Origin of the sequence: Rhizobium sp. Leaf311 (assembly GCF_001423445.1) — a bacterium.
Taxonomy (GTDB): domain Bacteria; phylum Pseudomonadota; class Alphaproteobacteria; order Rhizobiales; family Rhizobiaceae; genus Agrobacterium.
Genome location: NZ_LMNZ01000001.1, coordinates 644,765 through 658,388, shown reverse-complemented (window position 1 = coordinate 658,388; position 13,624 = coordinate 644,765). Strand labels below are relative to the sequence as shown.

General features: G+C 58.1%; 13 protein-coding genes. 6 read left to right on the top strand and 7 right to left on the bottom strand.

Features of this window, described 5'->3' with window-relative positions; all coding sequences use genetic code 11:
- Nucleotides 1-83 precede the first annotated feature (83 nt).
- From proC to ASF69_RS03105, 4 genes are all read right to left on the bottom strand, one after another.
- Nucleotides 84-902 carry a pyrroline-5-carboxylate reductase gene (proC, locus tag ASF69_RS03120; RefSeq protein ID WP_062585178.1) on the bottom strand — a complete coding sequence of 273 codons (819 nt, stop codon included), beginning with the start codon at nt 900-902 and terminating at the stop codon, nt 84-86.
- 3 nt (nt 903-905) lie between these two features.
- Entirely contained in the window at nt 906-1,406 is a 501-nt protein-coding gene (locus ASF69_RS03115; RefSeq protein ID WP_062585176.1) for a YbjN domain-containing protein, read from the bottom strand.
- Between the two features lie 452 nt (nt 1,407-1,858).
- Nucleotides 1,859-2,122 (bottom strand): accessory factor UbiK family protein, encoded by a 264-nt coding sequence (locus ASF69_RS03110; RefSeq protein WP_062585174.1) that lies wholly within the window; start codon nt 2,120-2,122, stop codon nt 1,859-1,861.
- The gene (locus ASF69_RS03105; RefSeq protein WP_062585172.1) at nt 2,119-2,313 is read right to left on the bottom strand and encodes a hypothetical protein; all 195 of its coding nucleotides are present in this window, start codon (nt 2,311-2,313) and stop codon (nt 2,119-2,121) included. The genes ASF69_RS03110 and ASF69_RS03105 overlap by 4 nt, the downstream gene beginning before the upstream one ends.
- 128 nt (nt 2,314-2,441) lie before the next feature.
- Between ASF69_RS03105 and lgt the strand changes: the two genes are divergently transcribed.
- The 6 genes from lgt to ASF69_RS03075 all read left to right on the top strand — a co-directional run bounded on the left by lgt (nt 2,442) and on the right by ASF69_RS03075 (nt 8,460).
- The gene (lgt, locus tag ASF69_RS03100; protein ID WP_062585644.1) at nt 2,442-3,263 is read left to right on the top strand and encodes a prolipoprotein diacylglyceryl transferase; all 822 of its coding nucleotides are present in this window, start codon (nt 2,442-2,444) and stop codon (nt 3,261-3,263) included.
- Between the two features lie 6 nt (nt 3,264-3,269).
- Nucleotides 3,270-4,370 (top strand): class I SAM-dependent methyltransferase, encoded by a 1,101-nt coding sequence (locus ASF69_RS03095; RefSeq protein WP_062585169.1) that lies wholly within the window; start codon nt 3,270-3,272, stop codon nt 4,368-4,370.
- 146 nt (nt 4,371-4,516) lie between these two features.
- Entirely contained in the window at nt 4,517-5,311 is a 795-nt protein-coding gene (pgeF, locus tag ASF69_RS03090) for a peptidoglycan editing factor PgeF (protein ID WP_062585641.1), read from the top strand.
- Nucleotide 5,312: 1 nt separating this feature from the next.
- On the top strand, nt 5,313-6,464 hold the full coding sequence (locus ASF69_RS03085; protein ID WP_062585168.1) for a Xaa-Pro peptidase family protein: 1,152 nt from the start codon (nt 5,313-5,315) through the stop codon (nt 6,462-6,464).
- Between the two features lie 99 nt (nt 6,465-6,563).
- Nucleotides 6,564-7,286, top strand: coding sequence for a hypothetical protein (locus ASF69_RS03080; RefSeq protein ID WP_244475375.1), 723 nt, complete (start codon nt 6,564-6,566; stop codon nt 7,284-7,286).
- Between the two features lie 241 nt (nt 7,287-7,527).
- Nucleotides 7,528-8,460, top strand: coding sequence for a ribose-phosphate pyrophosphokinase (locus tag ASF69_RS03075; protein WP_062585639.1), 933 nt, complete (start codon nt 7,528-7,530; stop codon nt 8,458-8,460).
- Nucleotides 8,461-8,656: 196 nt separating this feature from the next.
- Here ASF69_RS03075 and adh read toward each other — a convergent pair whose 3' ends face one another.
- The 3 genes from adh to ASF69_RS03060 form a co-directional block, all read right to left on the bottom strand.
- Entirely contained in the window at nt 8,657-10,174 is a 1,518-nt protein-coding gene (gene adh / locus ASF69_RS03070) for an aldehyde dehydrogenase (RefSeq protein ID WP_062585164.1), read from the bottom strand.
- Nucleotides 10,175-10,330: 156 nt separating this feature from the next.
- Entirely contained in the window at nt 10,331-11,290 is a 960-nt protein-coding gene (locus ASF69_RS03065; RefSeq protein ID WP_062585162.1) for a helix-turn-helix domain-containing protein, read from the bottom strand.
- A gap of 83 nt (nt 11,291-11,373) precedes the next feature.
- Complete coding sequence (locus ASF69_RS03060) at nt 11,374-13,446, bottom strand: EAL domain-containing protein (RefSeq protein WP_062585161.1); 2,073 nt, start codon at nt 13,444-13,446, stop codon at nt 11,374-11,376.
- Between the last annotated feature and the right edge of the window lie 178 nt (nt 13,447-13,624).

Below are 13,624 nucleotides of genomic sequence, written 5' to 3'. Positions count from 1 at the left end.
ATCTCCCAGAGACATGGAGGGACCGATGCCCCTAAGGGGACCCGGTCCTCGAGCGTCTCCTCGTTAAGTGGAAGCGCTCCAGCTTACACGGCCAGTTCTTCGGCCCGTTTCTTTGCAGCGGCAATGGCTTTGTCAAAAAGCGGTTGCATCCCATTATCTGCCATCAGGACCGAGAGGGCTGCAGCTGTTGTGCCGCCCGGCGACGTAACGTTCTTTCGTAGCCGTGACGCGTCCTCGGGGGACTGGTGAAGCAGTTCACCAGCCCCCGCGACGGTTTCCCGTGCGAGACGCATGGCGAGGTCCGCCTGCAGGCCAGCTTTGCGACCTGCCTCCGCCATGCACTCGACGAGATAAAAAACGTAAGCAGGCCCGCTGCCCGAGAGAGCCGTAACCGCGTCAATATCGGCTTCGGTCGGCACCCACTCGACGGGGCCGCTGACCTTCAGCAAGGTTTCCACAAGCGAACGCTGTTGCTCGGACACCGCCTCATTGGCATAGGCGCCGGTCACACCGCGGCCAATCATGGCGGGCGTGTTCGGCATGGCGCGGATGGCCGCGGATTTGCCAAGTGAAGCTTCGATGCCTGCGAGCGTCTTGCCTGCTGCGATCGAGACGACAATCGTCTGCGGCCCGACCAGCGTTTTCAGGGCGGGCAGGATCGTATCCATCAACTGCGGCTTAATGGCCAGAAACAGAATACCCGCAACAGTATCGCGCGGCGCTTCTGTCAGATGCGTTGCGCCGGATTCTGTAATCCGCCTCATCATGATATCGGACGGACCCGGATCGACGACGAGGATGGAAGAGCCGGTGATGCCCTTCTCAAGCCAGCCCGACAGCAAAGCGCCGCCCATATTGCCGGCGCCGATCAGAACAAGTGGACCCGATGCAAGAGTGACCATCGATCAGGCCTCTCCAACCGTCTCGAACAGTGCCGCTTCCATGGCAGCCTTCGCTTCCATGCCGGACCAGACGACAAACTGGAATGCCTGGAAATACTGCTCGCAGGCTTCAAGCGCGCTTGAAAGAAGCACTTCCACCTGCTGATTGGTGGGCTCCGCCCCGCCTGCCAGAAGCAGCGACTGACGGAAGATGATGACATCTTCCTGACGCCAAAGGTCGAAGTGGCCCATCAGCGTCTGGCCGTTGACATGCGACAGAAGGCGGATGACTTCGTTGACCCGGTGATCGGGCACCTTGATGTCGAAGGCGCAGGCGAGATGAAGCGCCTCGAACTGTTCCATCCAGGAAAACGAAACATGGTAATCCGCCCAACGGCCTTCGACCGTCATGGCAATCTCATCCTCGCCGGAGCGTTCGAACGACCAGTCGTTTGACGCAGCCACAAACTCGATCATATCGACCGGGTTGGAGTAACGTTCGACTTCAAATTCCATTAAGCTCATACGGCACCTTCTCAGCCGGAAATGAATGTTCTGTCTCGCACGCAAAGGCACAAAAACGCACACACAAATGCCGGTTACAACACATTGGGATGATGTCCGACGCTGCCAGAATAACGCAGTTAACCTGTCTGGAGCTTACCGAGTTCATTACGAATCATCATTTAAAATCAGTGTATAACGAGCGAGTCCCAGCGCCACCCCCACCTTCCCGTTTTTGCAATCAGAACGGTGGATATCTCCTCGTACGAAACCTCAGTTGGGAGTCATAACCGACTCTGCCAATTGCATTTTTCGAGTGTTTCCACAGACGTTAAAAAAAACTGAAGGAATTTGCTTGCTTGCACAGGCCGAATCCCCACTGCGGCCGAAACCTGTAGCAAAACGGAACAGGCATAAAAAAACCGGGCCCTCTAGAAGGCCCGGCGTCAGAATCAACGAACAGATTTGAAGCCTTAGGAGGCGGTCGCGGAGAGCTTTGCTTCCAGCGCGTCCAGCCGCGCACGCAGCGCGTCGTTTTCGTCGCGAGCCTGTATGGCCATTTCGCGCACGGCTTCGAATTCTTCACGCTTGACGAGATCCAGACTGTTCAGCCAGCGTTCTGCCTGCGCATGAAAAGCCTGTTCGACTTCCTTGCGCATACCCTGGGCTGCCCCTGCTGCATCGGTCATAAGCTTCGCGAATTCATCGAAAATACGGTTTGTTCCAGTCGTACTCATGGTGCGATGTCCTCGTAAAGATCCAGGTCAGAATAGGGAAAAGCCGGTCGCCTTTCCGCTCCATACTCTTCAGGTAGGCACTCGCCCGCGACGTTGCAAGCGAAATAAGAAACCGTTCCTTTTGCTGCCCGATTGACAGCGTCACGATAGCGCCGAAGAATCGCCTTGACCGCACCCTTTTCAATCGCCATTTTCCCGCTCCGGGAAAAGAATGATTGAGATATCTGGTTCTTAAGGTCAGCCCTCTGGCGTTCCTTGCCCTCAACGCAATGACAATGGAATAAGCGATTTGTTTGGACCCCTCGCCCAGTTATCCATCATGCCGTTCCCGAACATCGATCCGGTAGCATTCAGTCTGGGCCCGCTGGCCATTCACTGGTATGGCATTGCCTATGTCTTCGGCATCATGCTGGGCTGGTACTACGCCCGCAAACTCAGCCTTTCCGACACGCTCTGGCGGCATGACAAATCGCCCGTCACCCCCGCGCACCTGGATGACTTTATTGTCTGGGCAGCCGTCGGCATCGTTCTGGGCGGACGCATCGGCTACATTCTTTTTTATGACATGCCGGCCGTCATGGCCAATCCGGTGCGGGCATTGCAGGTCTGGAACGGCGGCATGTCGTTTCACGGCGGCCTGATGGGAACGACGCTGGCGATGTACCTCTTTGCCAGACGCAATGGCATACCCGTCTGGAGCATGTTCGACATCATTGCCGCAGTCGCCCCGCTCGGGCTTTTCTTCGGTCGAATTGCCAATTTCATCAATGGAGAATTGTGGGGACGCCTGACGGATGTTCCCTGGGCGGTGGTATTTCCAACCGGCGGTCCGTTTGCGCGACATCCGAGCCAGCTTTATGAGGCCGGTCTGGAGGGACTGGTCTTGCTGATCGTTCTGGCCATTCTTATCTACGGTTTCAAGGCGCTGAAAAGCCCGGGTACCGTGACGGGTGTTTTCGTCTGCGGCTACGCGCTTTCCAGAATTTTCGTAGAATTCTTCCGCGAACCCGATGCGCAGATCGGCTATCTCGCTGGAAACTGGCTGACCATGGGCATGGTTCTGTCGACGCCCATGTTCCTTTTAGGTCTATGGGCTGTCGTGCGCGCCCAACGCGCAGCGACGCCAGAGAGAACCGGATAAACCACGATGCCGACACCGCTCGCACGCCGCATTAAGTCGCTCATCCGCCTCAACGGCCCGATGAATGTTACCGACTTCTTTTCGCTCTGCCTGGCTGATCCGGAGCACGGCTACTACAAGACGCGCCAGCCCTTCGGCCGGACCGGTGACTTCGTAACGGCGCCGGAAGTGAGCCAGTTGTTTGGCGAAATGCTGGGCGTGTATATCGTCCACGCATGGCAGCGCCATGGCACGCTCGCAAATGCCCGCCTCGTGGAAATCGGCCCGGGGCGCGGGACGATGATGACGGACATTTTGCGCGTGGTTCAGCGCATTGCGCCGCCACTCTACGAAACGATGAGTGTCCATCTTGTGGAAACCAGCCCGCGGCTGGCCGAAGCGCAGCAAAAAAAGCTGGCAAGCCATGGCGACAAGATTTCGTGGCACGAAAGCTTTGAGGAGGTTCCCCCGGGCTTTCTGCTGATCGTCGCCAATGAGCTGTTCGACGCCATCCCCATTCGTCAGTTCGTCAAGACGCCACAGGGCTTTCGTGAACGGGTGGTCGCACTCGGCGCAGATGATGAGCTGATCTTCACGTCGGGGCTCGCCAGCATCGACCCCGAACTGCTGCCGCCATTCCCGGAACGTCAGCCCATCGGCACGATTTTTGAATATTCCCCGGCACGTGAAGCGGTCATGGCAGCCATTGCCAAGAAACTGAAAAGTCAGGGTGGCACGGCCCTCATCATCGATTACGGGCACGTGGTTTCCGGCTTCGGTGATACGTTGCAGGCGCTTCGAATGCATGAATTCGATCCGGTTCTGGCGCATCCCGGCGAAGCGGACCTCACCAGCCATGTCGATTTCGAAAGCCTCGTCAAGACAGCGGAAAGCAACGGCGTGCACGTCAATGGCTGCCTGCCCCAGGGCGACTTCCTCTATGGCCTAGGGTTGAGAGAGCGGGCGCAAGCGCTGGCTGCGAAAGCAACCCCCGATCAGACGCTGGAAATCGCGGAAGCCGTCAATCGACTGGCTGGTGAAGGCGTGGGCAAGATGGGTGAGCTTTTCAAGGTGCTTGCCGTGTCCAGTACGCCGGTCCACCTCTTGCCTTTCCGCCCGCTGGATTGACAGCAGCATGGCCCTTGGGCCAACATCGCCGCAATTCGAAGCAGTCAAAAACTGCCGCAAGCATCCCATGTGATGTGCTCAAACGGAAACACTCGCTCGCAAATATGCGTTTCAAATCAGCGACATCGCCAAGGAATGACACCGCAATGCAGGACGAAACGCTGCCGCTTCCCATTCTCAGCCCCATGCTGGCCGTTGCTGGCGGAAAACAGATCCGCCATGGCTTCTTCGGTCGTCACGGCGGGGTTTCCGAAGGCATTTATCGGGGACTGAATGTCGGCCTGGGTTCCAACGACGACCGCGACGCCGTTGCCGAAAACAGACGACGCGTGACGAACTGGTTCGATCTGCCGGTGGAAAGACTGGCAACGGTCCATCAGGTCCATTCCCCGGATGTCGTCGTGGTGGATGGATCATACAACGGTGAGCGACCTCAGGCTGATGCCATGGTCACCGCCACTCCGGGTCTGATCCTTGGTGTTTTGAGCGCCGATTGCGGCCCCATCCTTTTCGCCGATGCCCAACAGGGTGTGATCGGTGCGGCTCATGCGGGCTGGAAAGGTGCGGTATCCGGCGTCCTGGAAAACACCATCGAAGCCATGATTGCTCTTGGAGCACGGCGTGAACGCATCGTCGCAAGTCTCGGACCGTCCATCTCGCAGGAGAATTACGAGGTGGGGCCAGAGCGCGTCGATAGCCTCAAGGAGATGAACCCGGACTACGCGGCCTACTTTTCCCCATCGCCCAAGGATGGCCATGCCTTTTTCGATCTGAAGAAGCTGACCGTCGACAGGCTTGCGAATGCCGGAGTGCAGGTGGAGGACCTCGGTCTGTGCACCTACCCCGATGAGGACCGTTTCTTTTCCTTCCGCCGTACCACGCATCGCTCCCAACCGGACTATGGACGGCAGATTTCAGCAATAGCAATTCTGGAGACCTGATATGGCCCTGCATTTCGACGCCGCCGAGTTCGAGGCACGCCATGCCCGCCTGATGGAAAAGATGGCGGAGGAAAAGCTGGATGCCGTTTTGCTGTTTGCGCAGGAAAGCATGTATTGGCTGACCGGCTACGACACGTTCGGCTACTGCTTTTTCCAGACCCTGATCGTCAAGGCCGATGGCACCATGACGCTTCTCACCCGCTCGGCGGATTTGCGCCAGGCACGCCAGACGTCCAACATCGAAAACATCGTCATCTGGGTGGACCGCCTGAATGCCGACCCAACGCTGGACCTCAAGAACCTGCTGAGCGAGATGGATCTGCTGGGTTGCCGCATCGGTATCGAGTTCGACACCCACGGCATGACCGGGCGCATTGCGCGCCTGCTGGACAACCAGCTTGCCAGCTTCGGCCAGATTATCGATGCCTCAGCTATTGTCAGCAACCTTCGTCTGATCAAGAGCCCCGCAGAAGTGGCCTATGCACGGCGGGCGGGCGAACTGGCAGACGATGCGCTGGATGCAGCGCTGAAGATCGTGGCTGCGGGTGCTGACGAGGCAGAGATACTTGCCGCCATGCAGGGTGCCGTTTTCGCGGGCGGTGGAGACTATCCTGCCAATGAGTTCATCATCGGCTCCGGTCCCGATGCGCTGCTCTGCCGCTACAAGGCCGGGCGCCGCAAGCTGGATACAAAGGACCAGTTGACGCTGGAGTGGGCAGGCGTGAGCGCGCATTACCATGCGGCCATGATGCGCACCATCGTGATCGGAGAGCCGGAATTCCGTCACAAGGAGCTCTATAACGCCTGTGCCGAGAACATTCGCGCCATCGAGGAGGTTCTGCGTCCCGGTTACACCTTCGGAGATGTCTTCGACGTCCACGCACGTATCATGGATGAGCGCGGCCTCACACGCCACCGCCTCAATGCCTGCGGCTATTCGCTGGGCGCGCGCTTTTCGCCCTCCTGGATGGAACACCAGATGTTCTATGCCGGCAACACCCAGGAAATCCTGCCCAACATGACGCTGTTCGTCCACATGATCATCATGGACAGCGACTCCGGCGTTGCCATGACGCTTGGCCAGACTTACCTCACGACCGAGGGAGCGCCGGAATCGCTCTCCCGTCATAGCCTGGATTTGCTCACGGCCTAATCTCGATTTGACTCCCGTCGGCTACGAACCTTACATTGCTGCGAAAGACGTTCGGCGGGAGACGACATTGAAGGGACATCCACCATGCGGCGGCTAGGGATGATGATCGCAATCCCCTGCCTGAGCGCTGTTCTGGCAGGCTGTAACACCACAGATACACTCACCCCCTTGGTCGATGTCGGCCATGGGAACACGCAGTCAACGCCGGTCAATCAGGGCGACCTCGACCAGATGGCGGCGGCCGCAGACCGGTCTCCAGGCGGGGTCTCCGCCCAGATACCTGCCTATGCACCGCAAAATACGCGGCAAGCGCAGGCTCTGGCCATGTCGAGTGGCGCTCAATACGGCCAACCCATCGCCCAGCAACAGCCTGCCCCTGATCAACAAGCGCCGGCGCCAGCTCAGCCCCAGGCACAAGCGCCTGCGCAGGTAGCTTCTCTGACGTCTGGATCTGCCGCAGGCTCCATCCGCTTTCTTCCCATCATTGGCGCCCCTGTAGAGGCCGTGACGCCCCTGTCTCGCCAACTGGGTGCCGAAGCGCGCGCCAAGGGCCTGACGATCAAGCCGTCGACGGATGCCTCCGCTGAAAACATTCTCAAGGGATATCTTTCCGCCTTTGATGATGGCGGCAATGTCACCATCGTCTATGTATGGGATGTTCTGGACCCCAATGGCGCCAGACTGCACCGGTTGCAGGGACAGCAGACTGTGCCCCGGCGAGGCACTGATCCATGGGGCGCGGTGACTGATACAACCATGCAGAAAATCGCTGCCCAAACGCTCAATGACTATCAGGCGTGGAAGCAGGCAAAGCAAGGATAGCAACTCAGGATGGTATGAAACTTTTTTAGGCATTGCGGAGTCACAAAGTTTTCACGAAAATCATGGGTAAGACCCTCTGAGCTCTTGCATTCACGGGCAACACCGCTATTAAGGCGCCCATGGCAAAACGGCGTGTCCGACACCCTTCGGGTCGGGTATTCCTCCCCGTTTAACGACGCATGGACCTCAGGGAACATTCTCTGTCGGGTTTTAAGCGATGGCATGGAAACAGGCGGCAGCAATGAAGGTTTTCGCAGGCAATTCGAACCGGCATCTGGCCGAAGCGATCTGCAAGTATCTGAATGTCCCTCTTGGAAATGCCACTGTAAAGCGGTTTGCCGATCAGGAAATATTCGTAGAAATTTCTGAAAACGTGCGCGGTGAGGACGTTTTCGTCGTTCAGTCCACGTCTTTCCCCGCCAATGACCATCTGATGGAACTGCTGATCATGATCGACGCGATGCGTCGTTCCTCGGCAAAGCGCATCACCGCCGTTCTTCCCTATTTCGGCTACGCCCGCCAGGACCGCAAGGCCGGTCCACGGACGCCCATTTCAGCGAAACTCGTTGCCAATCTCATTACCGAAGCCGGTGCTGACCGTGTCCTGACGCTGGACCTCCACGCAGGCCAGATCCAGGGCTTCTTCGATATTCCCACCGACAACCTCTTCGCCGCACCCATTCTGGCACGCGACGTCAAGGAACATTACGACACCAAGAACGTCGTTGTCGTTTCGCCTGACGTCGGTGGCGTGGTGCGCGCCCGTTCGCTGGCCAAACGTCTGGACTGTCTGCTCGCCATCGTCGACAAGCGCCGCGACCGTCCGGGCGAGTCCGAGGTCATGAACGTCATTGGCGACGTTACCGGCAAGGACTGCCTGCTGATCGACGACATCGTGGATTCCGGTGGTACGCTGTGCAACGCCGCAGAGGCGCTTCTCAAGAATGGCGCGACCAGCGTGACGGCTTACATCACCCACGGCGTTCTCTCCGGCGGTGCCGTGGCGCGTGTGGCCTCTTCCAAGCTGCGCGAGCTGGTCATCACCGACAGCATTCAGCCAACGACAGCTGTTCAGTCAGCGCATAATATCCGCGTCATCACCACAGCCACCCTGCTGGGCGAAGCCATCAATCGTACATCGATGGAACAGTCGGTTTCCGGTCTGTTTGACTAAGACTGCGGCCGGAATATCCAGCTCCCGCATATTGGAATAGATATTCCATTTCCAACCATGGATGAAATAAAAAAGCCGGCGCATTCCGCTCCGGCTTTTTCTGTCTTTCGGGAACCGGCTCCCGGAAGCTCGCGAGAACTTCCGGGAGAATGCCGGCGGCAGCGGCCACCGGCTCCGGGGAGGACCCTGGTGCTTCCTAGAAGAAGCCGAGCTTGTTGGGGCTGTAGGAGACCAGCAGGTTTTTCGTCTGCTGATAATGATCCAGCATCATCTTGTGGGTTTCGCGACCAATACCGGACTGCTTGTAGCCGCCGAAGGCAGCGCCTGCAGGATAGGCGTGGTAGCAATTGGTCCAGACACGCCCGGCCTCAATGCCGCGCCCTGCCCGGTAAGCCGTATTGGTGTCACGGCTCCAGACGCCCGCGCCGAGGCCATACACCGTGTCATTGGCAATCTCGATGGCCTCGTCCAGCGTCTTGAAGGTGGTGACGGATACGACCGGTCCGAAGATTTCCTCCTGGAACACGCGCATCTTGTTGTTGCCTTCGAACACCGTCGGCTGGATGTAGAAGCCATCCTTCAGGTTGCCCGAAAGCGACTTCCTGTCGCCACCGGTCAGGACCTTTGCACCTTCCTTTTTGCCGATCTCAAGATAGCTCATGATCTTGTCGAACTGCTCCTGGGATGCCTGCGCACCGATCATGGTTGCAGCATTCAGCGGATCGTCCTGGCTGATCGCTTCCACGCGCTTGATCGCCTTTTCCATGAAGCGATCATAGATGGACTCGTGAACCAGCGCGCGCGATGGGCACGTGCACACTTCGCCCTGATTGAGGGCAAACATCGCAAAGCCCTCGAGCGCCTTGTCGAGGAATGCGTCGTCTTCGTTCATCACATCCGCAAAGAAAATGTTGGGAGACTTGCCACCCAGTTCCAGCGTAATGTTGGTGACGTTGTCTGCGGCGTAGCGCATGATTTCCTTGCCGACCGAGGTCGAGCCGGTAAAGGCAATCTTGGCGATGCGGTTGCTTTGTGCCAGCGGCTTGCCCGCTTCCGTACCAAGGCCGTTGACGATGTTGAGAACGCCGGGCGGAAGCAGGTCTTCGATCAGCTCCATCACCAGCAGGATCGAGGCAGGCGTCTGCTCAGCAGGCTTCAGCACCACGCAGTTGCCAGCCGCAAGCGCGGGCGCAAGCTTCCAGGCCGCCATGAGAATGGGGAAGTTCCAAGGAATGATCTGACCGACGACGCCGAGCGGCTCGTGGAAATGGTAGGCGACGGTATCATTGTCGATCTGGCCGATGGACCCTTCCTGCGCGCGCACGCAGCCTGCGAAATAACGGAAGTGATCGATCGTCAGCGGAATATCGGCATTGGTGGTTTCACGCAGCGGCTTGCCATTGTCCCAGGTTTCAGCCCGGGCGATAAGGTCGAGATTGTCCTCGATGCGCTGGGCGATCTTGAGAAGAATATTGGATCGTTCCGTTACGCTGGTGCGACCCCAGGCCGCGCGGGCCTTGTGCGCGGCATCCAGTGCCGCTTCGATATCGCTGGCATCGGAGCGCGGGACTTCGCAAATCTTGTGACCCGTGACCGGAGACAGGTTATCCATATAGCGACCCGACTTTGGCTCCACCCATGCGCCGCCGATGTAATTGCCATATTTCAGCTTGAACGGCGCTTCGCCGGCCTTTTGCTGGACCTGAATGTTCATGAGTTCATCCTCCCTGATGAAATGCGGTCCTTATCTGACCGCGTGACAGGAAGGTGCTCGCAGAATGCGGCCATTCATAGAGGTGGCGGGCGATTCCGCATTGCACAGTGTTTCACTTCTGCGACAGCGGAAGCGATCAACACACCATCATGAGGTTCAGTGAACGCCGAATTTCTTCATCTTGCGGTGGAGCGTTGCCCGGCTGATGCCAAGCAGGGATGCAGCCTGCGTTATATTGCCATTGGCACGTGACAGCACACGACGGAGTGCGGCTCGCTCCGCCTCCGCAAGCTCCGCGCCCCGGTCATGGCGATCTTCCTTCAACGCATCGGACGCAGGAATACCAGCCGCCAGCCGGGCATCATCCAGCCGCAGCGCAAGCCGCGCCGCCCGCGTCGCCCCCAGAATGATATCGTCGGGATCAACGGCCAGGAGCGACAGGGATGTGGAGCCGCCTGATGGCAGCATGAGAATGCGCGCACCGGGAAAGGCACGCCGGAAAAGATTGCCTTCTATGCGCTGGGCCGCATCGCGCACCGCCTGGGTCAGCATGGAAAAGGTGAATTCGTTGACATCGTCGCGACAGGTGGAAATGTCCAGCGCACCGGTCACCTGCCCGACGTGATCGCGAATGGGCGCGGTGGTGCAGCACAGGCTGATATTGGAGGAGAAGAAGTGCTGGTCGCGGTAGATCGTAACGGACCGTTCATCGGCGAGCGCCGTGCCAATGCCGTTGGTGCCGACGCTTGCCTCGCTCCAGACGGCACCAGACCACAGGCCAAGCTGGCGGAAATCCCGATCATCGCTGACAGCGCCGCGTCGCTCCAGCGCCACGCCATCTGCATCCGTCAGAAGCAGGCAGCATCCGGCCTTTCCGACTGCGGTAAAGATCCGGTCCAGCTCGTCCTCGCTCTCCGCGATCAGACCGGCAGACACTTCCCGGGCGCGCTGAAATTCCGTATCCGTCAGAAAGACTGGCTTGCTGCTCTGTTCAGGCGCCAGTTTGTATTTCGTCATGCAGCGACGCCAAGAGGCGATTATGGGCGAACTGGCGGCAGCCGATGGCTGGCTCGCACTCTGGTAGACATGATCCGCATGCGCTGTGCCGATAGACATGGACTCCTCCCGAGTTTGACGGGATGGTGCGCCGGAAACAAAGGTCTTTCAACAAAAAAACGCTTTACGTCCTCTTCGCCCACTCAGCTTGCGAGCGAGATAACGTCCTGCGCCGAAATGGTGATGGGCTCTCTTGGAAGATTGACCACCGACTCGATACTCTCCGCAGGCCCCGGCCGCCCGAAATAGTAGCCCTGCACATGCTGGCAACCTTCGCGACGAAGGAATTCGACATGGGCCAGCGTCTCAACACCCTCCGCCAGAACGGGAATATCCAGGCTGTTTGCCAGAATGAGCGTTGAGCGCACGATGGCCTGCGATTGTATGTTCGATCCCAGCCCCTCGATGAAGGCGCGGTCGATCTTGATCTTGTCGAAGGGGAAGCTCTGCAATGTCGAAAGGGATGAATAGCCCGTGCCGTAATCATCCATGGCGATGCGAACGCCGAGTGTTTTCAGCCTGCGGATCGTCAGCAGCGCATGTCGGTGATCGTCGATAATGCCGCTTTCGGTTATTTCCAGCTCGAGACGACCCGGCTCCAGCCCGCTTTCAAGAAGAATACGCTGCACTTTCTGCACGAAATCGGAGTCCGAAAGCTGCAAGGGCGCTACGTTGACGGCGATGCTCAAGGGATTTTTCCATCGAACGGCCTGGGAGCAGGCTTCGCGCAACACCCACTCGCCCATTTCGATGATGAATCCCGTCTGTTCGGCGATGGGAATGAATTCGGCAGGCGAAATCATGCCACGCTCCGGATGGTTCCAGCGCAGCAAAGCCTCAAAACCAACGATTGTGCCGGTGGCCGTGTCATTCTGCTGTTGAAAATAAAGCTCGAATGCGCCCGCAGCCAGACCCGCTCTCATGCTGACCGCAAGCGCATTTCGGGTGCGCGATGCTTCGTCCATGGACTTGTCATAAAAGCAGATCGTGCCGGTCACATCGCTTTTTGCGCGATACATGGCGACGTCAGCCTGGGATATCAACGTATCGATATTTCTAGCACCCGCATTGCCAACCGCAATACCGATGCTGGCACCGACCGAAAGCACGGTACCGTTCCACGCCACCGGCTTGACAATTTCCGCCAGCAGCCGATTTGCAAATTCGATCCCGTCTGCGCGCGAATAGAAGCGATGCAACACGGCAACGAATTCATCGCCCCCGACGCGGGCGACGAATTCGCCGGGCCGCAGAACCGAACTCATGCGGTCAGCCAGTGAGCGAAGTACGGCGTCCCCTGCCCCATGGCCGTGGACGTCATTGATTTCCTTGAAGCGGTTGAGATCGAAAGACAGCAGGGCAATGCGCGCGGTAGGATCGGCGCTGCGCTTCATCAGCAGTTGCAGATGCTCATGAAAGGCTGCTCTGTTGGGAATACCCGTCAGGGCATCGTGAAGCGACAGATGGCGGTATCGTGCGACAGCCTGCAGGCTGGCCTCTGAGTCGATGACATAGGTCGAAAAGCCGAAAGCCAGAAGCACAAAGGTAATGATGATTGCGCTGCCGCCCATGAGACCCGGCGACACCAGAGCAGGTGCGATGGTCAATACCGGATCGAAAGACAAGGAAAACGCCGCCATGGCGGTAAAGTGCGTGGAGGCAATGGCAAGGACCAGAAACGTCATGCCGCTATACTTGCAGAACCAGTTGACCGGACGAACGACGCGATTTGTCGCCAGAACGCCGAAAATCGCGCCAAGCACCATGGACGCAACCACATAATACGGGTCCCAGATCAACGTCCCCTGTACCGTATAGGCCGCCATGCCAGTGTAATGCATACACGCAATGCCAAGGCCGACAACCAGCCCGCCGCCTTCGGCAAGTGCCGATTGTCCGCCATAGGTCGAAATGGCAAAACCCGCCGTCGTGGCAAGAATGGCGATGATAAAGGACAATCCGGTAAAACCGGGCAGGAAGCCGACACTACCGGGTGCCTGATATCCCAGCATGGCGACAAAATGGGTCGTCCAGATCGTGGTTCCGCCGATCATGCCAGCAAGAAAAAGCCAGTTGGCGCGCTGTATAGATGCGGATTGTCTGGCGCGTGCAAAGAGACGCATGGTCAGAAAGCTGCCCATGACACATATGGTGACTGCCGCCAATGTGTAGCGGATGTCGTGTTCGACGGCCAGGCAGGTGAGAATTTGGTACATTGACATCACGCATCTGTTGAAGTGTCACAGATACTAGTCATCATCTGTATTCATCGCGTTTATTGATATAGATAAGCAAAAATTAAATTATACCCCTCTAAATAGAGGTATTTTGTCCAGACTAAAATCCACGGGTGAAACAGGGCGTTGCGTGACAACGCGGTGACAAGCCTTGCCT